This window comes from Hahella sp. KA22 (assembly GCF_004135205.1).
GTDB lineage: Bacteria > Pseudomonadota > Gammaproteobacteria > Pseudomonadales > Oleiphilaceae > Hahella.
The window spans coordinates 6,205,329-6,227,874 of record NZ_CP035490.1 but is presented as its reverse complement, the minus strand read 5'-3'; the positions used below and the strand labels follow the sequence as shown (position 1 = coordinate 6,227,874).

25 protein-coding genes are annotated in these 22,546 nt (G+C 55.3%); 8 read left to right on the top strand and 17 right to left on the bottom strand.

Features of this window, described 5'->3' with window-relative positions; genetic code table 11:
* Positions 1–45: 45 nt before the first annotated feature.
* Together EUZ85_RS27555 and EUZ85_RS27550 are read left to right on the top strand one after the other, a co-directional pair.
* Complete coding sequence (locus EUZ85_RS27555) at positions 46–351, top strand: helix-turn-helix domain-containing protein (protein WP_127973340.1); 306 nt, start codon at positions 46–48, stop codon at positions 349–351.
* A complete protein-coding gene (locus EUZ85_RS27550) occupies positions 348–1,586 on the top strand; it encodes a type II toxin-antitoxin system HipA family toxin (protein ID WP_127973339.1) in 1,239 nt (412 codons plus the stop codon). The genes EUZ85_RS27555 and EUZ85_RS27550 overlap by 4 nt, the downstream gene beginning before the upstream one ends.
* Positions 1,587–1,665: 79 nt before the next feature.
* Here EUZ85_RS27550 and EUZ85_RS27545 read toward each other — a convergent pair whose 3' ends face one another.
* Genes EUZ85_RS27545 through EUZ85_RS27520 form a run of 6 tightly spaced genes read right to left on the bottom strand, consistent with a single transcriptional unit; the run spans position 1,666 to position 5,588 of the window.
* Positions 1,666–1,962, bottom strand: a complete 297-nt coding sequence (locus tag EUZ85_RS27545; protein WP_206617960.1) for a cyd operon YbgE family protein — start codon at positions 1,960–1,962, stop codon at positions 1,666–1,668.
* Positions 1,963–1,965: 3 nt separating this feature from the next.
* On the bottom strand, positions 1,966–2,082 hold the full coding sequence (gene cydX / locus EUZ85_RS27540) for a cytochrome bd-I oxidase subunit CydX (RefSeq protein ID WP_127973338.1): 117 nt from the start codon (positions 2,080–2,082) through the stop codon (positions 1,966–1,968).
* 51 nt (positions 2,083–2,133) lie between these two features.
* The gene (cydB, locus tag EUZ85_RS27535) at positions 2,134–3,273 is read right to left on the bottom strand and encodes a cytochrome d ubiquinol oxidase subunit II (protein ID WP_127973337.1); all 1,140 of its coding nucleotides are present in this window, start codon (positions 3,271–3,273) and stop codon (positions 2,134–2,136) included.
* Positions 3,274–3,300: 27 nt separating this feature from the next.
* Positions 3,301–4,875 (bottom strand): cytochrome ubiquinol oxidase subunit I, encoded by a 1,575-nt coding sequence (locus EUZ85_RS27530; protein ID WP_127973336.1) that lies wholly within the window; start codon positions 4,873–4,875, stop codon positions 3,301–3,303.
* Positions 4,865–5,062 (bottom strand): cytochrome oxidase putative small subunit CydP, encoded by a 198-nt coding sequence (cydP, locus tag EUZ85_RS27525; protein ID WP_127973335.1) that lies wholly within the window; start codon positions 5,060–5,062, stop codon positions 4,865–4,867. Before cydP ends, EUZ85_RS27530 begins: the two co-directional genes overlap by 11 nt.
* Positions 5,055–5,588 carry a hypothetical protein gene (locus EUZ85_RS27520; protein WP_127973334.1) on the bottom strand — a complete coding sequence of 178 codons (534 nt, stop codon included), beginning with the start codon at positions 5,586–5,588 and terminating at the stop codon, positions 5,055–5,057. Before EUZ85_RS27520 ends, cydP begins: the two co-directional genes overlap by 8 nt.
* A gap of 187 nt (positions 5,589–5,775) precedes the next feature.
* On the opposite strand from EUZ85_RS27520, the gene EUZ85_RS27515 reads away from it, so the two are divergent.
* The 3 genes from EUZ85_RS27515 (at position 5,776) to EUZ85_RS27505 (ending at position 8,119) form a co-directional block, all read left to right on the top strand.
* Positions 5,776–7,116, top strand: a complete 1,341-nt coding sequence (locus EUZ85_RS27515; protein ID WP_127973333.1) for a sigma-54-dependent Fis family transcriptional regulator — start codon at positions 5,776–5,778, stop codon at positions 7,114–7,116.
* Positions 7,117–7,167: 51 nt separating this feature from the next.
* Positions 7,168–7,386 carry a hypothetical protein gene (locus tag EUZ85_RS27510; protein WP_127973332.1) on the top strand — a complete coding sequence of 73 codons (219 nt, stop codon included), beginning with the start codon at positions 7,168–7,170 and terminating at the stop codon, positions 7,384–7,386.
* 343 nt (positions 7,387–7,729) lie between these two features.
* Positions 7,730–8,119 (top strand): hypothetical protein, encoded by a 390-nt coding sequence (locus EUZ85_RS27505; RefSeq protein ID WP_127973331.1) that lies wholly within the window; start codon positions 7,730–7,732, stop codon positions 8,117–8,119.
* A gap of 53 nt (positions 8,120–8,172) precedes the next feature.
* Here EUZ85_RS27505 and EUZ85_RS27500 read toward each other — a convergent pair whose 3' ends face one another.
* From EUZ85_RS27500 to EUZ85_RS27490, 3 genes are all read right to left on the bottom strand, one after another.
* Complete coding sequence (locus EUZ85_RS27500; RefSeq protein ID WP_127973330.1) at positions 8,173–8,529, bottom strand: response regulator; 357 nt, start codon at positions 8,527–8,529, stop codon at positions 8,173–8,175.
* Positions 8,526–9,263 carry a hypothetical protein gene (locus EUZ85_RS27495; protein ID WP_127973329.1) on the bottom strand — a complete coding sequence of 246 codons (738 nt, stop codon included), beginning with the start codon at positions 9,261–9,263 and terminating at the stop codon, positions 8,526–8,528. The genes EUZ85_RS27500 and EUZ85_RS27495 overlap by 4 nt, the downstream gene beginning before the upstream one ends.
* A gap of 124 nt (positions 9,264–9,387) precedes the next feature.
* Positions 9,388–10,290, bottom strand: coding sequence for a LysR family transcriptional regulator (locus EUZ85_RS27490; protein WP_127973328.1), 903 nt, complete (start codon positions 10,288–10,290; stop codon positions 9,388–9,390).
* 137 nt (positions 10,291–10,427) lie between these two features.
* Between EUZ85_RS27490 and EUZ85_RS27485 the strand changes: the two genes are divergently transcribed.
* Positions 10,428–11,015: an NAD(P)H-dependent oxidoreductase gene (locus EUZ85_RS27485; protein ID WP_127973327.1), complete on the top strand. Its 588-nt coding sequence runs from the start codon at positions 10,428–10,430 to the stop codon at positions 11,013–11,015.
* A 93-nt stretch (positions 11,016–11,108) separates the two neighbouring features.
* Here EUZ85_RS27485 and EUZ85_RS27480 read toward each other — a convergent pair whose 3' ends face one another.
* Entirely contained in the window at positions 11,109–11,384 is a 276-nt protein-coding gene (locus tag EUZ85_RS27480) for a DUF1488 family protein (protein ID WP_127973326.1), read from the bottom strand.
* A gap of 179 nt (positions 11,385–11,563) precedes the next feature.
* Between EUZ85_RS27480 and allE the strand changes: the two genes are divergently transcribed.
* On the top strand, positions 11,564–12,310 hold the full coding sequence (allE, locus tag EUZ85_RS27475) for a (S)-ureidoglycine aminohydrolase (RefSeq protein WP_127973325.1): 747 nt from the start codon (positions 11,564–11,566) through the stop codon (positions 12,308–12,310).
* 133 nt (positions 12,311–12,443) lie between these two features.
* On the opposite strand, the gene EUZ85_RS27470 is transcribed toward allE, so the two are convergent.
* Positions 12,444–13,148 (bottom strand): hypothetical protein, encoded by a 705-nt coding sequence (locus EUZ85_RS27470; protein WP_127973324.1) that lies wholly within the window; start codon positions 13,146–13,148, stop codon positions 12,444–12,446.
* A gap of 531 nt (positions 13,149–13,679) precedes the next feature.
* Here EUZ85_RS27470 and EUZ85_RS31295 point away from each other — a divergent pair.
* The gene (locus tag EUZ85_RS31295) at positions 13,680–13,838 is read left to right on the top strand and encodes a hypothetical protein (protein ID WP_164887381.1); all 159 of its coding nucleotides are present in this window, start codon (positions 13,680–13,682) and stop codon (positions 13,836–13,838) included.
* Positions 13,839–13,903: 65 nt separating this feature from the next.
* On the opposite strand, the gene EUZ85_RS27465 is transcribed toward EUZ85_RS31295, so the two are convergent.
* The 6 genes from EUZ85_RS27465 to EUZ85_RS27440 all read right to left on the bottom strand — a co-directional run bounded on the left by EUZ85_RS27465 (position 13,904) and on the right by EUZ85_RS27440 (position 22,014).
* Complete coding sequence (locus tag EUZ85_RS27465) at positions 13,904–14,122, bottom strand: hypothetical protein (RefSeq protein WP_127973323.1); 219 nt, start codon at positions 14,120–14,122, stop codon at positions 13,904–13,906.
* Between the two features lie 135 nt (positions 14,123–14,257).
* Positions 14,258–15,760: a CoA-acylating methylmalonate-semialdehyde dehydrogenase gene (locus EUZ85_RS27460; protein ID WP_127974591.1), complete on the bottom strand. Its 1,503-nt coding sequence runs from the start codon at positions 15,758–15,760 to the stop codon at positions 14,258–14,260.
* A 127-nt stretch (positions 15,761–15,887) separates the two neighbouring features.
* On the bottom strand, positions 15,888–16,787 hold the full coding sequence (iolE, locus tag EUZ85_RS27455; RefSeq protein WP_127973322.1) for a myo-inosose-2 dehydratase: 900 nt from the start codon (positions 16,785–16,787) through the stop codon (positions 15,888–15,890).
* A gap of 31 nt (positions 16,788–16,818) precedes the next feature.
* Positions 16,819–18,669, bottom strand: coding sequence for a 3D-(3,5/4)-trihydroxycyclohexane-1,2-dione acylhydrolase (decyclizing) (gene iolD, locus EUZ85_RS27450; RefSeq protein WP_127973321.1), 1,851 nt, complete (start codon positions 18,667–18,669; stop codon positions 16,819–16,821).
* A 241-nt stretch (positions 18,670–18,910) separates the two neighbouring features.
* Positions 18,911–20,833: a 5-dehydro-2-deoxygluconokinase gene (iolC, locus tag EUZ85_RS27445; RefSeq protein WP_127973320.1), complete on the bottom strand. Its 1,923-nt coding sequence runs from the start codon at positions 20,831–20,833 to the stop codon at positions 18,911–18,913.
* Between the two features lie 344 nt (positions 20,834–21,177).
* Positions 21,178–22,014 carry a TIM barrel protein gene (locus EUZ85_RS27440; protein ID WP_127973319.1) on the bottom strand — a complete coding sequence of 279 codons (837 nt, stop codon included), beginning with the start codon at positions 22,012–22,014 and terminating at the stop codon, positions 21,178–21,180.
* Between the last annotated feature and the right edge of the window lie 532 nt (positions 22,015–22,546).

The window sequence follows — 22,546 nt, the reverse complement described above, 5'->3', positions numbered from 1 at the left end:
AATTATCAAAATAACACCTTTTGATAACTGTAGTGATCACTCTATATGCCTGGTGAAAAAAGAAGCGCTATTGTTTTTCCCAAGAACCAAAAGGTTCTCTCACAGTTAGGTGAGAACATAAAGTTGGCCAGAAAGCGTAGAAACTATACTCAGACTCTGATTTCCGAGCGGACTGGGCTCAGTCGGTTAACTATTCGCAGAATCGAGCAAGGAGACGCCAAAGTGTCTATGGGGCATTATGTGGCGGTATTAGGCGTACTAGGATTAGTAGAGGACTTGGCGAAAGTGGCTAGTGACGATGAATTGGGACGCAAACTACAGGATATTAAGCTTCTGAGTAAGCAAAAATGAACACTGAAGTCTTTGTATTTGCTGACTGGGAGGAATTCGATGAACCAGTTTTGGTTGGGAGACTCCGCTCTACTGTCACCAAGAATAGAGAGCATTTCAGCTTTCATTATGATGAGGGGTGGCTGAAGCTTCCCAGCGCACAGCAAATAGACCCTGACCTCCATTTGTTCTCCGGCGAGCAACATAGCTCAAACTCAAATAACTTTCGCGCATTTCTGGACTCTTGTCCTGATCGTTGGGGACGCTTGCTGATGAACCGTCGCGAAGCGATCTTAGCGCGTCAGCAGGAAAGGCGCCCCAAGGTGCTTCATGAGATGGACTATCTCCTCGGCGTCCATGATCTTTATCGCCAAGGCGCCTTGAGATTTAAACAGTCAATAGAGGGCGCCTTTCTTGATAACGACGAGCGACTGGCGGCCCCGCCCATATCCTCGTTAAGGGAGCTGGAGTACGCCGCCCAGCAAGTAGAAGACAGCAACAGTGATGATCCCGAGTATCTAAGATGGCTCTACATGTTGATGTCGCCAGGCTCATCACTAGGTGGCGCTCGCCCCAAGGCAAGCGTGGTGGATGAGGCGAATCACTTGTGGATCGCTAAATTTCCGAGTCGCCATGACGACCATGACATTGCTGCGTGGGAGTTTACGGCTTATCAATTGGCGTTGGCGGCGGGGATAGTGATGGCTCCGTGCAGAATTGAGAGATTCAATAGCCATCACCACACGTTTTTAACCCAGCGTTTTGATCGCACTGCTACGAGTCGCCTGCATTTCACCTCAGCATTAACGCAGCTTGGTTACTATGATGGCGACTACGACGCCAGTTACATCGAATTGGCGCAGTTTCTTACTGAGAGAGGCTCCAACACCAGAGATGATTTGGCGCAACTATGGCGTCGTATCATTTTTAACATTGCGATTTCCAATACGGATGATCACTTGCGTAACCATGGGTTTATCTATCAAAAGGGAGGATGGGTTTTATCTCCGGCTTACGATATTAATCCTGTTACACCCTCTAATGGGCTGCATTTGAATATTACTGATAATGACAATAGCCTGGACTACGATTTAGCGATGGATGTGATCGAGTTTTTTCAACTAGGCGTCAGTGAAGCGAATGCGATAAAGGATGAAGTGCTGCACAGTGTTAGCCAGTGGGAATCGGTGGCCAAAAGCGTCGGTATCAGCCGAGCTGATCGACAAATGATGGCTTCAGCATTCAATGTCGGATAAATGAATCGCGGTTCTCTATCCTGATTCAAGCCTACATTGCGCAGGCTTTTTCTGCTTCTCTCTTACAAAAGCTTCCGGCTCACATCACCCACAAATACACGCATAACGCCATCACTGGCCAGCCTACGTAGGGGCCCAGCGTCCAGCGCCAGATTGTCAGGCGCGGGACGTAGCCGACGCCGTGGACGAAGCCGGCGCTGACGCCCCACAGGCATAGCGTCAGCAGGCCGTGTTTGAGTTCCGCTGAGCTGGCGGCGATGAGCTGCGGCGCGGCGAACGCCATGGCGGCCAGCGCCAGGGCGCTCAGCAATGACAAGCCCCGCGCCCATCCAGCGTAAAGTGGCCCGTAAGCCATGTAGTCGACGGGATGGCTCATGGGTTAATCCTTGATGTCGGGTTCGCGGTCGAAGTTCTCGGTGACTTCCAGCCACAGGGCGTTGATCAGGCCGAATGAGCACGCCAACAATACGCCCAGAATCCAGGTGAAATACCACATATCCGGTTCTCCTCTAAATCGTAAATGCCGTTTCAGTTCGCCATTGCGGGCTCAATAAACGCCGTGTTTGTTGCTTTCGATAAAGTCCGTGCTCAGTCGTCCCCACATCTTGTAGTAACCCCAGAGGGTGTAGGACAGCACGATCGGCACGAAAATCATCGCCACCCAGAACATGATGTTCAGGGTTTTCTCACTGGATGTGACGTCCCACAGCGTCAGGCTGTGTCCCGGCATGAGGTTGGAGGGCATCACAAAGGGAAACAGACTGAAGCCGGCGGTGCAGATAATGCCGGTCAGCGCCAGGGAACTGCCCACAAAAGCCAGTCCGCTGCGCTGGGCGGCGGTCATGACCAGCGTCAGGAGCAAGCCTGTGTAGGCCAGAATAGGCGCCGCCAGAGTGATTGGATATTTGCCGTAATTGGCCAGCCAGGCGCCCTCTTTCAGTTCGACGGATTTCTGTAGAGGCGTCATGGCGGCGCCGACATCAGCGCTGGCGGTGACGACGTATCCTTCAATGCCGAAGTACAACCAGATTCCCGCCAGAGTGAAGCCGGCCGCCACCACCAAAGCCAGCAGACGCGTGTAACCACTGGCGCGTTGACGCAGCTCGCCCTCGGTGCGCATTTGCAGATATGCGGCGCCGTGCATGGCCAGCATGCTTAGACTGACGACCCCGCACAGAAGCGCGAACGGATTCAGCAACGCCCAGAACGAGCCAGTGTATTCGGAGCGCATCAACTCATCCAGTTTGAATGGCGTTCCCAGGAACAGGTTGCCGAAAGCGACGCCGAACACCAGCGCGGGCACGGCGCCGCCGGCGGTCAGTCCCCAGTCCCAGGCGTTGCGCCAGCGTGGATCTTCCATTTTGGAGCGGTACTCGAAGCCAACCGGACGGAAGAACATGGCGAACAACACCAGCAGCAACGCCCAGTACAGACCGGAAAATGCGACGGCGTAAACCACTGGCCAGGCCGCGAAAATGGCGCCGCCGGCGGTGATGAACCAGACTTGGTTGCCATCCCAGTGCGGGCCGACGGTATTCAGCAGCACCCGCCGCTCGTTGTCGTTTTTGCCGATGATGCGTAGCAGCGCGCCCACGCCCATATCGAAGCCGTCGGTCACCGCAAAGCCAATCAGCAATACGCCGACCAGCACCCACCAGGTAAGTTTCAGCGTTTCATAATCAAACATACATTGACTCCTGATATCCGTAAGGGCTTAGGCGTTGGCGGCTGCAGAGGCGGCCGGCTGTTCGAGGTCATAGCGCCCGGTGTGCAGACTGGAGGGCCCCAGACGCGCATAGCGAAACATCAGGTACATCTCCGCCACCAGCAGCAGGGTGTAGAATCCGATGAAACCGGCCAGACTCATGTACAAATCCGTCGCTGAGCGAGTGGAGGCGGACAAGTAAGTTGGCAGCACCTCACCGATGGACCAGGGTTGGCGCCCGAACTCGGCGACGAACCAGCCCATCTCTGAGGAGATCCAGGGCAGGGGAATGGCGAACAGCAGCGCCTTCAGCAGCCAGCGCTGACGCTCCACGTTATGTCGGGAGCTGTGATAGAACGCCAGTCCTATAAGGAAAAGCATGGCGAATCCCAGGCCGACCATGATACGGAACGTCCAGAACATGGGGCCTACGGAGGGAATGGTGCCTTGCGCCGCCTGCTTGATCTGCGCTTCGCTCGCATCCACCACATTGTCCGTGTACTTCTTCAGCAACAGGCCATAGCCCAGGTCTTTTTTCAGCGCATCGAAGGCCGACAGGGTTTCCGCAGACTGATCGCCGCCTTTGAGTTTTTGCAGTAGCGCATAGGCCTGCATGCCGCGGCGAATACGCTCTTCATGCTCGACGATCAGATCCTTGATGCCCGTGACTTCTTCATCAATGGAACGGGTCGCGATCAGGCCCAGGGCGCCAGGCACTTTGACTGCATAATCCGTCTTCATGTTTTCGCTGTCGGGAATGCCGAAAAGCGTAAAAGCCGCCGGCGGTTCAACCGTTTCCCACTCCGCTTCGATGGCGGCGAGCTTGGTGCGCTGTACGTCTCCTAATTCGTAACCTGACTCGTCGCCAAGCACGATGACGGAGAGTATGGACGCGAAGCCAAAACTGGCGGCGATGGCGAATGAGCGTCTTGCGAAAGGCAGGTCGCGCTTTTTCAACAGATAGTAGGAAGAAATTCCCAGCACGAACATGGCTCCAGTGACATAACCGGCGGAGACGGTGTGAACGAATTTCACCTGCGCCACCGGGTTGAAAATCAGTTCGCTGAAGCTGACCATTTCCATGCGCATGGTCTGATAATTGAATTCGGCGCCGACCGGGTTTTGCATCCAGCCGTTGGCGATGAGAATCCACAGTGCGGACAGGTTGGAGCCGATCGCCACCAGCCAGGTGACCGCCAGATGCTGGACCTTGCTGAGGCGATCCCAGCCGAAGAAAAATAAACCGATGAAGGTGGACTCCAGAAAGAACGCCATCAGTCCCTCAATGGCCAGCGGCGCGCCAAAGATATCGCCCACATAATGAGAGTAATAGGCCCAGTTGGTCCCGAATTGGAACTCCATCGTCAGGCCGGTGGTGACGCCGAGCGCGAAGTTGATGCCGAACAGCTTGCCCCAGAACTTGACCATGTCCTGATAGACCTGCCTGCCGGTCATCACATAAGCCGACTCCATGATGGCGAGAAGAAACGCCAGTCCCAGGGTTAAAGGCACGAACAGAAAATGGTAGAAGGCGGTGATCGCGAACTGGAGCCGCGACAGGTCCACCACGTTTTCACTGATCATAGTGATCCTCCGATTGAGTAGGAATAACGCCGAACTGCTTGGAAATGCTTTCCTCTGGATGGGATAAATCCACAGGATCAGAGAAGTAGGCCGCCTTGATGGCGAATATCAGAATCAGTTTGAGCAGCAGAAACAGACTGAGTTCGCGCACCAGAGGAATGGAAAAAATGGACTTGCGCTCAGGCATTGGGGAATCTCCCTGACGTCTCCCGCTCCGCAATCGCCTTTTCCTGGCCAAGGCTGGTGATGCGTTGTCCGCCGACGATGCGACCGGGGTAGATTATGGTGTCGTCCGCCAACTCCAGCAGGGACTGCAACAACGCGGGAGAAGGTTCCTTTACTGTTGTTAAGTAAAGCAGGGCGCCAGGAGAAAACCACTGGCCGGTGAAGGCGAATCCCTCGCAACGAAATCCGCAACACTCACCGCCTGCGTCAGGCAAGGTCCATAAAATGGTTTCCCCCAAAGGCAGACTCTGAGGCAATCGCTCCCCTGACGTCGGCGCAATGCGTAGTCCTGCAATATCAGAAACATCCGATGTTTCCGCGGTGGTATACAGCAGATATTGATTACTGAGCCCCTTGCTGGTCAGAAAGCTCCGATAGCTGTCCGAAAGGGCGGGAAGGGCGTCGATCAGAGCGCTGCGCCGTGAGATGGGCTCGAACAGCAGATAGCTGAGTCGCTCGCCGTAAATCCATTGTTTCACTCTGGCCATGATTAATCGTCGAATTTGCGGTAAAAGTTTTTGTGGTCTGTGACGAGGATTTAGCAAGCGACGGGCCAGAGGCGGGAATGTCCTGTATTCCGCGGAGATGGCGGCAAAAACAGGGGCTGCGCCGCTTTACTTTATGGTGATGGCGCGCCATATTTGTCATGAGTTATGACATAAATGACGGTCTGTTATGACAGAGTCCTCCTATCCCACACTCCCCGCTATCAGCTCCATGCTGGAAGCGATTCCTGCACCTGCTGTGTTGCTGGATCGCGACTACCGTATTCGCGCCGCCAATGACGCCTATCGCCGCACCTTTCAACAGGACGGCGCCTTGTTAAATCGCCATTGCTATGAAGTGTCCCACGGCTACTCCGTGCCTTGTGATCAGGCGGGGGAGACCTGCCCTTTGCGTCAGTGCCAGGAGAGCGGTCGACGACAGCGCATGCTGCATATTCACAACACGCCGAAGGGGCGCGAGCATGTGGATGTGGAGCTCAGTCCGATTCGCGACGAAGAAGGCGAAATTCGCTTCTATGTCGAGATCATGCAGCCGGCGCATCCTGGCCGCAGGGAGCGCAGCGAACGCCGCATGATCGGGTTCAGTAACGCGTACACGCATATGCTGGAGCTACTCAGCCGGGCTGCGCCAGCGGATATCAGCGTGTTGTTATTGGGGGAGTCGGGAACCGGCAAGGAGCTGGCGGCGGAATACCTGCATGAACGCAGCCCTCGCGCAAGCAAACCCTTCGTCACCGTGGAGTGCTCCGGGTTGACCGACAGCCTGTTTGAAAGTGAATTATTCGGGCATGAGAAGGGCGCTTTCACCGGCGCGACGCACCGCAAGATGGGACTGGTGGAGGCCGCAGCGGGCGGTACGCTGTTTCTGGATGAAGTGGGCGATATTCCTCTGAGCATGCAGGTTAAGCTGTTGCGTCTGCTGGAATCCGGCGCCTATCGTCCGGTGGGTGGGGTGACGCCCAAACAGGCGGACTTCCGCCTGGTTTGCGCCACGCATCAGCCGTTACAGGAACTGGTGCGGGAAGGGCGTTTTCGTCAGGATCTGTACTATCGCATCAGTCCTTTTCCTGTGCGCTTGCCGGCGTTGCGCGACCGCTGCGACGATGTGCTTCATCTGGCTCGGCATCTTCTCGACAGTCTTAGCAAACAACGTATTCTTAACTTCGCAGAAAATGCGGAGCATTGGCTGCGACAACAGTCCTTTCCCGGTAACATCCGGGAATTGCGGAACCGGATTGAAAGGGCGATTCTGCTCTGCGACGGCTCGAACATCGAAGCCTCTCACCTGCAACTTGCTGAAGAGGCGGCGACTGATGACCGCTCGCTTATCGAGGCTGCAGAAGAGAAGCTTCTGACCTTGGAAGAAGCCGAGCTTCGCTACTTGCAACAGGCGTTTGAGCGACATCAGGGCGATAATGCGTCTCTGGCCAGAGCACTGGGCGTTAGCGAAAGAACGTTATATCGGAAAATCAGGACATTGAAACAAGGGTCAGCCTCGCCCCACCGATAGCCTGTCGGCGTTTTTGGACCTGTGTGCGTCGTTGAAAAAGGGAGTATGAAAATGGGCGTTATTCTTCGAAGACTGTTTGCTTTCTTCGTGATTGTTCTGGGCGGAATTGTTTTTATGTGGGGGGCGTCAGACTTGTTCACGGTGAAGAGCATCATGGGCGATAAATTTGTCGCAGGCGGCAAAGATAGCGCAAGAGATGTCGTTATCATGCTTGCGGGGCTGGCGCTGATTGGTTATGGCGTTTTCGACATCAAGCTAACCGGTAATTAAAAGTCTGCTCTCTGCTGTACATTAATGAGAGGCGACGCCTCTCAATCCGCCGAAAAACCAAGTCGTTAAATTGCGTAAAAACTTTCCAGTCGTTTATAGGGGAAATTAATCCTCCTGTGCTAAGATGCCCCGGATTTTTTGGACGTTATACACGCGTTCGCTGCATTTTTTGATATATGGACGCTCAAGCCGAACATTTCCGAGCGTCATCGCCGGCGTTAAACCGGTCACTCTTCATCCAAAATACAAGGAGGTAACCCGACAAGACGGATATTTGTAACCCCTCATTTTTCTTGCATAAAAAATATACATACGACATTGGCTAACGTACAAAGAAATTAAAATGAAAAAGTTGAAATTAACTCTGGTTATGCTGGCGACCTTGATGCTGGCTCCATCTCTTTCCTACGCAAAAGGCATCCCCATGTTCTTCAACACGGGCGACGAGATTTTTGAAATCGAAGGCGCTCCGCAATATGAAGAAGGCTACTCGCTAGGTTACGCCTGTAAGCGTTTCGGCTTGTTTGGCGCGGATATCTGGACGTGGGACTGCAAGATGATGGCGGTGAACCTGAACTTGTTCTCCGTAGCGGATATCGACGAGTCCGATCTGACGGAGTTCTCCGCCAAATACTCCCTGAGCGACCGCAAACGTAACTTGTGGAATCACTATGGCATCGCGCTGTTGCTGGTAGTGATTGTCGCCTTCGGTCTGCTTAAGCGCAGAGCCTGATGGGTAATAGGGCGAAGGGAGGCGCGACTGAATGTGGCGCTTCCCTTCGCCGCTCATATTGGGCGTTCTAAAACCCTCTCTATCGTTTCTCTGATCTTACTGAACTCCATTTTCCCGCAAATAACCGCGGCGCCTGCTTCCTGAATTTTCGCGTTTCCTGGCGCATGAGATGAAACCGCGATGATTTTCAACTGGGGAAAGCGCACGCGAATCTCCCGCGTAACCTCATCGCCTTTGCAGTCGTCCAGATCAAAATCGATCAGCGCCAGGTCAAAGCGTTCCGCTTCCAATACCGCCATGGCGGACGCCTTATCCGGCGTCACAGTGACCTCACAGTCCGACAAAAAGACATCCTGCGCCGTAGCGGCGAAGACAGGGTGATTTTCGATATAAAGTATGCGGGTTTTCATTGCGTGTATTGTGTCGATGATGGGGGGGACGATGGTCTATCAGACTCGCTATTCAGCCTCTTTCTCATTTCTTCCAATAATAAGTTTCTTTTGCTCAACGTGGTTATCAACAGAAGCGCCAGGAAGCTCAATAGAAGCATGCTGATGATGGCGCTGACGTGATTGCTTACCGGGAAAAATAGGTTGATCAGCAGCCACATAAACGCAGCGCCAAGTATAAAACCTTTTATCCCTCCCGATGGAGATCCTGCAATCTTCAGTATGAGTTCGTCATTGCTCAGTGTATCGAGCGGCTTAGTGAGTCGCTCTATCCAGCGATCAATGAGAGTGCGGGGAAGAAGACTGGCTGGTTTGTTCTGCTGATTTGGGTGCTTGAATATGCGGGCGTAGAAAATAATAGTGACCAGATATATCAGATAGGCGACTAGCCCGTAGGCGATCAGCCGCTCGGAGTTCAATGTTTGTTCTGACGCCTGAAATATAAAATAAGCGCAGGCTTCCAATAACAGGCAATAGCCAGCGCCAAGCGCTGCAAAGGCGCCGAGTTCCACCTTGGCGAGAGGCTTTCCACTGACTTTGCAGTAATAGTGAGCGCTCAATACCGCGCTAACCATCGCGCAGGAAAGCAAACCGATTTCCACAAAGGCGTAGGAGAGCAGGGCAATGATCGGAGCTAACGCCAAAATGGAGAGTGCGAATAAAGCCAATGCACGAAGTAAGGGATAGGATTTCATTCTGACCACGCCTCAAAACAGAGCTTATGAAGAAACAGGGTAGTCATAGTTTTCAACGGCAACCAACCCTGTGCGCCTGCATCGGCGGCAGGAATTCGTCTGACTTTCTGACGATCATGCGCGTTTAACTGCGCAAATTCTCCGCCAAGTAATCAATAACGGCTTTGACGCGCTTTATCTTCGCTTTGTCCTTTGAGTAAACCAGATACATGCCATTTTCAAACCGGTTGGGCGTGATGGCGTAGTTTGGCATCAGGCGTATCAATTCGCCGCGTTTCACTGAATTTAATACGCCATGATCCGCCAGCAGGCCGATGCCGCCGTGGTTCAACGCGCAATGCAGGATGCTTTCGGTATTGTTGGTGAGTAGATAAGGGCTTTGCATGGCGATGCGCTGTTGCGATGCGCCATCATCAAAGATCCAGCTGCTGTGCGGCGATGTAAATCGGTATGCAAGCAAACGATGTTCATGCAGATCCTTGGGGTGTCGGGGCTCTCCGTATTTCTCAATATATTGGGGGGACGCTATCAACCAGAATTCGTAGGCGCCGAACTTTTTCGCCAGCAGGCGGGAGTCGTTCAGTCTGCCGAAGCGAACGTAGATATCATGTAACCCCTCGTTGGGGTCAATGACGCGGTCGTCGCAATCCAGAATCACCGTCAGGTCAGGGTAGTGGTCTCTCAACCCTGCGAGAGCCGGAGCGATGAAATAGGACGCGAACCACCAGGGAGCGGACAGACTCACTCTGCCTCCCACTTCCTCTTTTTGCTGGCGCAGGCAATCACTGACTTCATCCAAAGAGGTGACCAGCGGCGCCGCCTCTTCATACAGACGCTGGCCCTGTTGGGTTAACGCCACCATCCGCGTACTGCGGGTGAACAGCGCCACATTCAACTCTTTCTCCAACTCGGTTATCTGTCGGGACACGGACGATGCGGACAAATGCAGCTCGGCGGAAGCCTGGGCGAAGTTCAAATGTTTGGCGACGGACAGAAAAACGCGGAGGGCATGCAGGGATCGGATCATTGTTGCGAATATTCAAAGTATGAAAAAGATAATTCGAGATTAAACAATAATGCCCGCCTCGCTAATCTACAACCCGTTTATATAGCCAAGGCGCTACGAGTTATGAGTGGCGGCGCCGAATAACAGGAGCATGACGGATGAATAAGGTATTGATCGTAAACGGCGCGGAACCCAAATCCGGGGTGGCGGACGGAAGCTTCAATGAGGGACTGATCAGCGTGGCGAAACAGGCGCTGCAGCCGTTTGCAGAGGTGCGGACCAGCCGGGTTATGGACGGCTATGATATCGCCGAGGAGCAGCAAAAATATCAGTGGGCGGATTTGATTATTCTTCAGTTTCCCGTGTATTGGTTTTCCGCCCCGGCGGCGTTGAAACGCTACATCGACGATGTGTATGCCCATGGCGTTTTCTTCGCCGGCGCAGAGCGATACGGCGAAGGCGGATTACTCAAAGGCCGCCGCTATCTGCTTTCCACCACCTGGAACGCCGCTGAAAAAGCCTTCCATCCTGACGGCGGCGTACTGGCCGGACTGGCGGCGGATCAAGTGCTGACCTCCATGCATATCACCCAGCGATACGTTGGCCTCACCTCATTGGAGAGCTTCGCTGCGTTCAATGTTATCAACGAGCCGCGTTTCGATTACTGGGCGGAAAGATGGCGGGCGCACCTGAACTCTGTGGTGAGGCCGATCAGCGCAGTTAAGACGTTGGAGGCGGCGATCTAGAACTTTTTGAGTGGATGGTTATAGTGTTTTTGGTCTGCCTAAGTGAATGATTAACTGAGCTTGATCAGCGCATAAAACCAGAATTTGTCTCGACTAGTAGTTGTCTGTTGTGAGTATGTATTCGCCTTCGTCGTTACATACTCCCTCATCGATAAGCCTGATAGCTCTGATTAATATGTGTTTTCGATTATTATCAAAGCCTAGCTCAGCCCCTTCCTGAGAATCTTCTGATCCGAGACAACTAGCGATAGCCGTTTGTGTAATCCCACAAACTTCTCTTTGACCGCTTTCACTGTTTTCAACTCGGAACTTTAGTGTCTCTGTGGCGTGGTCCCACCATTCACTACCGGTAAAATCCCAGTTTTCCATAACGTATAAACCTCAATCGAAGCCAGTCGTAGTTTTAGTTTAGGTGGCTTTGGCGGAATGTTTAAACTTTGTGCTCTAGATCTCTTTTGATCTCAACAAAAAGAAGGTGACGCGGGTAATGGGTGAGGCCGCTATAATGTCTGTCGCGTTACGCAAAATATAACAACGAAGGTAAACAAATGACCCTGACCGGCGCTACCCGCAGTAAATTGTCCCGCAACTATTCTCTAATGTGCCCCGATTCCCACGTGCCGTTAAATCTGCCGCAGTGGAAAAACTGTCAGGTGATTTATACGGCGTCGCCGGAGATGGGAGCGAAGTTTTGTCAGTTTCTGGTGAATATGAAAGCCGGCGGTAGTTTTTGTTCGGAGAGTTCGTCAGATGAATTTCTGTTGTTGGTGCTGGAAGGAGAAATAGCGCTGAGTTTTAGTGGTGAGACTCATCATTTACAGCAGGACGGTTTCGCGCACTTGAAAGCGGGTGAACGTTTTGAATTGGCGAATCGAAGCGAGTCGTCGCGGCTGCTGGCGTTTCAGAAGAAATACGCGCCGATGCCGGATACGGGGGATGCGGTGACGTCATTTGTCAGCTCCCTGCCGCAAATCCCTGCGAAACCCTTTCTTGGCGATGATGGCGCGTTGCTACAGGCGCTGCTGCCGGATGCGCCTGCATGGGATTGGGGCGTCAATGTTTTTGAGTTTCAACCTGGCGCCACGCTGCCAATAGTGGAAATGCATTTCATGGAGCATGGTCTGTACTTTCTGCAAGGGCAGGGCGTCTACCGTCTGGGAAGCGACTGGCATCTGGTGGAGCAGGGCGATGCGATCTGGATGGGGCCTTATCTGGAACAATGGTTCGCCGCGACGGGGAAAGTCTCCAGCAAGTATATCTACTACAAGGAAATGAACCGGGCGCCAAGGTTGTAGCGCTGCTTGCAACCACTCGAACGAGTGGACACCTGTCCACAGCATGTCGTTTAGGCGACGATGCAGGCTCCACATCCCGGCGTGTGAGGCGAATAGTGATTCGCCCCTGACTGCTCACAGTCAGGTAACAAATCTAGAGCGCTGGTAGTGGTGTTCGCCTTTGTGATTCTTGGCGCGTAGTGCGGTTTAGTAATCGAAGAAGAAAAATAAGGCTCAGGCACATCCCTGTTAGCACAGTAGAAGAGGGCTCCGGCACTTGGAAATGTATGAGGCTTTCCACCTGGGCTTTGCCGGAAAAGTACGGCAGCGACTTGACATAATCAGTGTCCAAAAGCAGTCCGGCGGCCAATACTCGGTCTGAGGGGAGAAGTGAGCCGTCGAAGAATCGAATGTTGGGGGTTGTGGAGGCGTCACTGTTACTGACTTCCACTGTGTCGCCAATATTCAGTGTGAGTCCTTCAGACAGGAACGCTTCGGTATTGAAAAGAGGAACCAGATTAAGTCCAGTTTCCGTATCACTGAATGTAGGAATTGCAAAGGGCTCCAGGCCGGTAAGGCCGCCAATTCCCAGGTCCGCGATGTTGATAATAAGCTCTTTGCCTTTGTATTCTGTGATGATAACGCCGATATCCACATCTTCTTGCTCGGGAATCGTAAATCGTATGGCGCCGTCTCCATCGCGGTCGAAAATAGTCTGAATTACTTCCCCGTCATTTTTGTATTTCACGCCAATAGCCGCAGTTCCGCCAGGGTCGACGATGACATCAATGACGCCTGCGAATACAGGCTTGCATATGACCAGAAATGTTATAAGAACTCCAAGTAATGTGCGCATCATGCTGCTGTCCTTTTTCTTGAACGCTAATCCGGCAACCAAATCGCTTCCTTCTATTTGGCTGAAACGACAGGGCCTGCACCTGTCAGGCCTGTCTCTCGCGGCTTGTCGCCGCGCAGGCGCGTCCATGCGCCTGGTGATTAACATGCCAATATCATTGCCATGTTAATAATATTGCTGTATCGGCAAGAATAACTGCAGCGTCTGGCCAATGATTCCATACTGTTGGGGTTCCATTGGGGGAGTGCTGTTTTCTCTAACCGGCTCTTTAGTGGCTGAGCTGCTGGGGCGTTATAGGGAATGAGTGAAAGTAACCGCCGTGCAGACCTTGGAAAACGTCAAGGAATACGGCTGTCTGAAACCATCATACTCTCTGAATTGGAGTAAGATATTTAGGTTTTTTCCTGACCAAGTATGGGGCGATACTCTACTTTTCAGTTAAGGAGTAGTATTGTTGAGGCAGAAAATAATTTGTCATTCATGCAGTTATCGCCATCCCGGCGAAGAAACGCTCTCAGTTTTCGAGTAAGGTTGATGTTAAAAAAAGTGCTGTTTTTATTGGGTTGTTTACTCGTCATTGCGATCGCCTGGTGGGCGTTCAAATTGATCGGCAAGCTAGTGTTTTTCGCTGTGCTGGCCATTGGCGCTTACCTGCTGTGGACCAAGGTGATCAAGCCCAGTTCGGGCGGGTAAGGTCCTCAAGCAAGTGGCAGTCTAATCCAAATGCTATTAATCACGGGCTCTCCGCCGCGCAGGCGCTACTTGCCCGCGTCGGAGTTTTCCTCGTTGTTCGCTCCTACATTCGCATCAAACGCATAAAACAACTGCCAATAGCAATAAAGCGCTGCGCCGCTGGCGAGCATGCCCCACAGAGGTTCGCCGGTGGCCCATTCCAGCGTCGCCCAGAACAGGCAGAATACCGTGATGGCTACGCGTCTCCATACCGGGCGAAAGAATTCCAAATCTCGTTGCTGCATGGGCGCTGTCTCTGTGTTCCGGGTGGTGAGTTGACGCGACGTTTCGGGTAAACATCGACGGGACGGATAGTTTGCAGTATCCCGAACCGCTTGGCCAGTTCAGGATACTTAAAACTTATTGTCGCCAGAAAGCGTCTACTTCATCGTCGGCATGGAAAACTCGGCGCCGGCGCGGAGGCCTGTTGGCCAGCGGCTGGTGATGGTTTTCATGCGGGTGTAGAAGCGTACGCCGTCCGGGCCGTGCATGTGCAGGGGACCGAACAGGGAGCGTTTCCAGCCGCCGAAGCTGTGGAACGCCATGGGGACGGGAATGGGGACGTTGACGCCGACCATGCCGACCTGGATTTCTTCACAGAATTGACGGGCGGTGTCGCCGTCGCGGGTGAAGATCGCCGTGCCGTTGCCGTATTCGTGTTCATTGATCAGGCGAATGGCCTCCGCGTAGCTATCGACGCGCACCACGCACAACACCGGCCCGAAGATTTCCTCTTTGTAGATGCGCATGTTCGGCTTCACATGATCGAACAGCGTGGGACCGACGAAATATCCTTTCTCATTGCCGGCGCAGACGAAGTCGCGGCCATCGCGAATCAGCGCGGCGCCCTCTTCGATGCCTGAACCAATATAACTGCGCACCTTGGCGGCGTGCTCTTTTGACACCAGCGGTCCCATATGGGCTTCTTCCGGCAGGCCCAGGCCGGGGCCGACGCGCATGTTGTCGATTTCGCTTTGCAGGCGGCTGACCAGGGTGTCCGCGACCTCATCGCCCACACAGACCGCGACGGAAATCGCCATGCAGCGTTCACCCGCGGAACCATAGGCGGCGCCCACCAACGAGCCGACGACCTGCTCAGGATCGGCGTCCGGCATGACCACCATGTGATTTTTGGCGCCGCCGAGAGCCTGCACCCGCTTGCCATGCGCGGACGCGGTGGCGTAAATGTATTCGGCGATAGGCGTGGAGCCGACGAAGCTGACCGCCTGTACGCGCTCGTCGGTCAGCAGCACGTCGACGGCTTCTTTGTCGCCGTTCACTACATTGAAAACGCCGTCGGGCAGACCGGCTTCTTTCAGCAGTTCAGCCAGACGTAAAGGCACGGAAGGGTCTTTCTCGGACGGCTTCATCACAAAAGTATTACCGCAGGCGATCGCCACCGGGAACATCCACATGGGCACCATGGCCGGAAAGTTGAACGGGGAGATGCCGGCGCAAACCCCCAGAGGCTGCATCAGGCTGTAGCTGTCGACGCCGCGGCCCACGTTCAGGCTGTGCTCGCCTTTTTGCAGATGGGGAATGCCGCAGGCGAATTCCACCACTTCCAGACCCCGCACCAGTTCGCCCTGAGCGTCGGAGAACACTTTGCCGTGTTCCAGCGTGATTAACTCCGCCAGTTCGTCAGCGTGCTTCTCCATCAGCTCCTTGAATTTGAACAGGACGCGGGCGCGGCGCAGCGGCGTGACTTCCTTCCAGCTGGCGAACGCGGTTTGCGCTGCGGTGATGGCGGCGCGGGTCTCGTCAGCGCTGGACAGGGCGACGTTCAGGCGTTGCTCGCCGGTGGCGGGATTGAAAACCGGACCGACGCGGCCCGAGGCGCTGTCGCAACGAACGCCGTTGATGAAGTTACCAAGAGTTTGCATGTCGAATACCTTTTTCATTTGCTGCGGCGCACCTGCGCAGAGGCGCGCGTCATCGGAGATGCAGGGCCCATGCCGGGCCGGATTTTGCTATTTGTCTGCCTGATTAATAGGGGGTAGATGCTGGCGGTTATTCCGATAGCGTAATGCCCGCCTCGGCGCATAGCCGCTTCAGGTTGTTCGCGCCCAGGGTGGCGTAGGTCAGCGGATGGGCGACGGCGGGGTCCTGTTCCGCTTCCACCACCAGCCAGCCGCTGTAACCGCTGGCATGCAGGCCTTTGAACAGGGTCGCGTAGTCAATGCCGCCGTCGCCGGGAACCGTGAACACGCCGTTGAGCACCGCATCCAGAAAACTCAGATCCCGGTTTTTGGCGTCCGCCAGCACTTGCATGCGAATGTCCTTGCAGTGCACATGATTGATGCGGTCGGCGTGACGTTGCTGCACCGCAATGGGGTTGCCGCCCGCGTAGGTAAGATGCCCGGTGTCGAGCAGCAGGCCTACGGAGTCGCCGGTGTTGGCCATCAGCGCGTCGATCTCCTCTTCGGTTTCCACCACGGTGCCCATGTGATGGTGATAGGCGATCTTCACGCCTTGCTCCAGGCAGTAATCCGCCACTTGCGTCAGCTTGGCGCCGAAGGTCTCCCATTGATCTTCCGCCAAGCGCGGACGGTGGGACACCGGCGTGTTTTGATCTCCATGCACGCAACCGGTGACCTCGCAATACACCATCGCCGTGGCGCCCAGGGATTTCAGCAGATGCAGATGATCCTGAATGGCGGCGATTTCCGCTTCCACGCTGCGCTCCAGCAGTTGGCCGCTGAACCACCCGGACACCAGACGCAGTCCGTGATGGTCCAGAATCGGTCCCAGCACTTCCGGCTTGCGTGGGAATTTATGGCCCAGCTCAAAGCCGGCGAAGCCCGCTTGTTTACCCTCGCTGAGGCACACTTCCAGCGGCGTGTCGCCGCCCAGGGAGGGCAGGTCGTCGTTAGTCCAGGTCAGAGGGTTGATGCCGATACGTACGCTCATGAGATATCTCCAGATATTCCGCCAAAAGTGATTACAGATTTTTGAACTGACGAGCTTTGAAGCTCTCGTAACGGCGGCGGGCCTCTTCGACCTGCGGACGTTCGGACACTTCCGCGACCGCCACGTCCCACCAGGCCCCGCCGTCTTCAGTGACTTTCAGGGGATCAGTGTCGATGGCGATCAGATAACTGATGTCGGATGCCTTGGCGCGCTCCAGGGCGGCCTCCAGCTCCTTGATGTTGCGGACGCTTTCCGATTTCGCGCCCAACGCGGCGCCGTGTGCGGCGAAGTCGATTTTGGGCGCGCCGCCATCAGCGGTGAGGCAGTCGTCCAGCAAATTGTTGAAACCGGGGCCGCCGCAGGCCTGTTGCAGCCGATGAATGCAGCCGAAGCCACGGTTATCCAGCACTACGATAATGATTTTCTGGCCCAGCATGACCGAGGTGGCGATTTCGGAGTTGAGCATCAGGTAAGATCCGTCGCCGACCATGATGAACACATCGGAATCCGGCTTCGCCATCTTGACGCCGACGCCGCCGGCCAGCTCGTAGCCCATGCAGGAATAGCCATACTCCAGGTGATAGCCTCTGTCATAGCGGGTGCGCCAGAGCTTCTGTAGATCGCCGGGCAGGCCGCCGGCGGCGCAAACCACAATGTCTTTTTCCCCTGCAGCGCGATTGACCGCGCCGACCACTTCTGCATCCGTAGGCAGGTCCGCCTGATGGTCGGCGGTGGCGTTGTCTACGGACTGGCGCCACTGTGCGCGCAAGCGCTCGGCCTTTTCAATCCATTCGCCGTCAGGGCGCCAGTCGCCCAATGCGTCCTGCAATTGCGCCAACGTCAGTCTGGCGTCGCCCACCAAGGGCTGTCCCTTGTGTTTGACGGCGTCGAAAGAGGCGACGTTGATGCTTAGCAATCTGGCGTCGGGATCAATGATCGCGCGGGAACCGGAGGCGAAATCGCCCAGGCGCGTGCCGACGGCGATGATCAGGTCCGCCTCCGCAGCGAGCGCATTGGTGGACGCAGCGCCGGTGACGCCCAGCGAACCGATGTTTTGACGATGATCCCAGGGCAGGGCGCCTTTGCCGGCCTGGGTTTCTCCAACAGGCAATGCATAAGTAGAGGCCAGGCTGTCCAGCTCCGCCAGCGCGCCGGAGTAATGCACGCCACCGCCGGCGACCAGCAACGGCTTCTTCGAGGCTTTGATCATGGCGATGGCGTTAGCCAGCTCTGTGGCGTCCGGCGCCTGACGACGCAGGCGATGGACTTTCTCCGCAAAGAAATTTTCCGGGTAATCGAACGCCATGGTCTGCACATCCTGCGGCAGCGCCAACGTCACCGGACCGCACTCGACGGGGTCCGTTAAGACGCGCAACGCTTGCGGCAGTGACGCCAGTAATTGTTCGGGACGAGTGATGCGATCGAAGAAACGGCTCACCGGTTTGAAGCAATCATTGGAGGTCAGCGTGTAGTCGTGAAAATTCTCCACCTGTTGCAGCACCGGGTCGGGAATTCGGGTGGCGAAGGTGTCGCCGGGCAGAAACAGCACGGGAATGCGATTGACGTGCGCCACGGCGGCGGCGGTCACCATATTCACTGAACCGGGACCGGCGGAGGCGGTGCAGGCCATCATCTGGCGGCGGTTCTGGGTTTTGGCGTAGGCGATTGCGGCATGGGCCATACCCTGTTCATTGTGGGCGCGATAGGTGGGAAGCGCGTCGCGCACATGATGCAGCGCTTCCCCCAGACCGGCGACGTTGCCATGGCCGAAGATCGCCCACATCCCTGCGAATAAAGGTTTGATTTCGCCATCCACGTCGACCTTTTGCGCGATCATATATTTGATCACCGCCTGCGCCATGGTCAGTCTTATTGTTTTCATTCGGCTTAGCCTCTCGTCTTTGCTGATCCGGACCTTGGTCCGTTCGCCATCCCCACCTGTTTCATGCAGGGATGACCGGCTGTTATTAACATGGCCATGATATTGGCATGTTGATAATCAGACGCATGGATGCGCCTGCGCGGCGGCTGGCCGCGGGAGACAGGGTCTGACCTGTGCAGGACCTGTCGTTGCAGACAAATAGAAGGAAGCTATTTGTCTGCCTGGTTAATAAGTAAGTCGTTTAGGGCTGCAGACTGTTGCGTTGCTTCCAGCAGGCGACCAGCTCCAGATAATTGGCGGCGACCGCGTCGATCAGCTCCTGGTCATTGAACTCGCCGCGCAGCCACTTGCGACTGGGCGCGCTGAAAATCGTGCGACCTACGGCGAAGCCTTTACAGATATCGAAACCGGCGCTGTCCATGAAGCCTTTTTTCAGTTCTTCCGCCGGCGCGTCCAGCCCCAGCATCACCACGCCGCGGCAATGGGGCGAGCGTTGTGCGATCAGGTCGCTGATGCGGCGCCAGTTGGCGGGCGATTGCGGCGGCAGTTTCCACCAGTCCGGCTTGACGCCCAGGTTGTAGAAGCGCGCCATGGCGTCGATGTAAACATTGTCGGTGACGTTCTGGTCGCGGGGCGGAATCAGCTCCAGCAACATCTCATGGCCGGAGTCGCAGCAGGCTTTATACAGCTCGCGCACCTGACGCTCCTGCGCCATGCGCAGGTCGATGCAATCTTCCGGGTGATAGAACACCAGACATTTGACGATATGTTCTTTGGGCCAGGTTTTCAGACGCGCGCTGACGCTGCGGCCGCCTTCCAGCTCCAGTGGGCGGGAGCTGGGAAACTCCACCGGGCGACCAATCCACCACCCGCGCCCGCTGACGTCATTGAGCGCGTCCTGCCCATAGGTGTCGTCAACCAGGACGCCGACCTGACTGTCGCCGATGCCTTTGGCGCCCAACTCAGTCGCTTTTACCAACAAGCGTTTTAGCTGCTTGATGCGGGACAGGTCTGCGCCTTCTTCCCGCGCCATGTCGAACAGTTGCTTGCGATGATCGAAAGCCAGAATGCACAGGTCGCTCCACTGGGCGCTATTGCGCTGGGTGGTGACCCGATGCAGGTAATTGAGTCGCTCGTCCAGATCTGGGCGCGGAATGGACTGCGCCCGCGCCATATAGTCATCCAGCTCTTCCGCGCTGGGAATGGCCGGTGCGCAGCCATGCCGGGACACCACCAGGGCGCCGCAGGCGTTGGCGTAAGCGCAGCAACGCTCATAGGATTCGCCGCGCAGCCAGCCGCGCAGAAAACCGCTCATGAAGGCGTCGCCGGCGCCAAGTACATTCAGCACGTCTACACGCACGCCAGAATACACCTCGAAGGCCTCGGCGCTGGCGGGAATTTCGCCGTCAAGCACGGTGCAGCCCTGAGCGCCCAGTTTCAGAACAATAGTGGCGCCGGTCAGCGCGCGAATCGCCTGCAGGGCGGTAATCGTGTCCGTGCTGCCGCCGGCGATATGCACTTCTTCCTCAGTGCCCACAATCAAGTCGAAGTGGGGCAGGATGCTTTGCAAATGCCGGGTGACGCCTTCGCTGGAAATAAAGCGGGTTTCGCCGTCGCCAAGGCTGGTCAGTCCCCATAATACGGGGCGGTAATCGATATCGAGAATCCGTCTGGCGCCGGCGGCTTTCGCATATTCCAGCGCGGTCATGCTGGCGCGGTAAGTCTGATCGGTGGAGAAATGAGTTCCGGTGATCAATAAGGCTTTGGAGGAACTGATAAATTCGGGGGTGAAGTCACCGCTGTCCACCGCCATGTCGGCGCAGTCGTTGCGATAGAAAATCAGCGGGAATGTGTCTTTGTCCTTGATGCCGAGAAGCACTAAGCCGGTCAGACGTTCTTTGTCGGTGACCACATGGCTGACATCGACGCCGGCGCGGGCCAGTTCTTCGCGAACGAAACGTCCCATGTGCTCATCGCCGACCCGGGTCAGCATGGCGGATTTCAGGCCCAGGCGGGCGGTTCCATATGCGATGTTGCCGGAGGAGCCGCCAAGGTATTTGGCGAAGCTGCTCATGTCTTCCAGGCGGCTGCCGATTTGTTCGCCGTAAATGTCGACGGCGGCTCTGCCGAGGCAGATCAGGTCCAGAGTTTTGTCTGTACTCATATTATTGTTTATCTCCCGTGGCCGGGAACTGCGGCTCCCATAACCATACATCGAATTCCCCCGGCCTGTCTCCGTACTGACGCAGACATCGCCGACATTTCATTTTTTCAAAAGAATAGAATAAAAATTCCATAATGACAATAGATGGAAAATACTTTCTTTTTTACGAGGAGAATGGGCCGTAAGCCCTGACGCAGGCGGGGCAAAACTTAAGTAAGGCGATCTTGGGCGACATCGTGAAGAGGGACTTTTCATACTACTACGGGTGGAATAGGAAGGATTTTCAACGAACTGTGGAATAAATATTCCAATGGGAGCCTGGTTGTAGCATCGACGCTGGATGCTTATTGGCGGAGCGCCTGCCGGATATGCGCCATGCTCTCTTTCACGGCGTTGAGCGGATCTGCAAGACTCCACACCGTTTCGGAAAAGGGTTCGAAGGAGATGGGGCCGCGATAGCCGGCGACCAGCATTTGTTGTAGTTGCTCAATATTGCCCAGTCTGTCTTTAGGGCCAACCAATACGCGGTCGCCGTCCAGCATGTCGGTGAAGTTGAGAGACGGGTCTTCAACGCCGGATATATGCATCAGTCCAGTACGCTGGGGATACAGGCGCTGCTCGCCCGCGCTGCGATGATGGAAAGTGTCATGGAGCAACTGAAAGCAATCCACCCCATCTATGGCGTCAATGGCCGCCAATGCTTCCTGCTTAAAACGCAGAGAGGAAACGGGGAAGCCGAGCGGCTCGACGTAGCCCTGAAGCCCATGCGGCTCCAGGATTTCCTTTAACGCTTGCAGAGCCTGGCGAAGTTCTTTGTCTTTGCTGGCGCTGGGGTCCACCTGGGTTCCATCATTTAAGGGGCACAATACCAGCGCTTTAGCCCCGCAGGCGGCGGCCAGGTGCGCCAGCTCCTTCGCCTGTGCAACGCGTTCGTCATTCCAGATATTGAAAGGGTAGAGGGCGTTGACGCTAAGGACCTCGATGCCCATTGCCGCGGCCTTGGCGCTAACGGCTTTAGCCTGTTCAAGATGGGTGAGGCTGTTGTCGCCGATATCGTTGCGCAGCTCAACGGCGTCGACACATAGGGACGCGGCGGCGTCCAGCAACGCAAGCGGCGTCAGGGACGGGCATACCATGTGATTCAGCGCGAAACGCAGCAAATCGGGAGAGGGATGGGACATAGTCGGTCTACCTTGTTGTTGTTATCTGTGTGCGCCAGGGACGTCACGATTGTCGTATCTATCCCCTGTCGTCAGCGGAAATGTCGCATCGCGCATTTGCTGAGCGGGGCTCAAGATACGTGTGAAAAAACTAAATCGACTTTCCGTTTTGCGTCAATCAATCCCATCACCGAGCCATCAAATCACCTCAAAAAGCGTCATTTCTTGTTGCGGCCGGTTGCGCTGGTGAGGCAATCGCATCAAATCGAAGGCGGCGGAGATGGGATCGCCTTCAGGCAGTGGCGTTATTTTGCCCTTTCCGCTGCAGATAAAATTGTAATGAAATAAATATTCCGTTTATAGCGAGCCGTCGCCGCGGCCTTTATACGGCGGGGGCTGAGGGAAAACGTTTAGGGGTGCGGAAAAAGGGTTGACAAATTGGGGCGGCAGGTGCAAATTGGAATATATGTTCCATCGTATAAATATCTGGAATAAAAATCTCGATATCAAGGAGTCGGAACTGCACTGAGGCGAAACGGCGGCGGTTGGATCT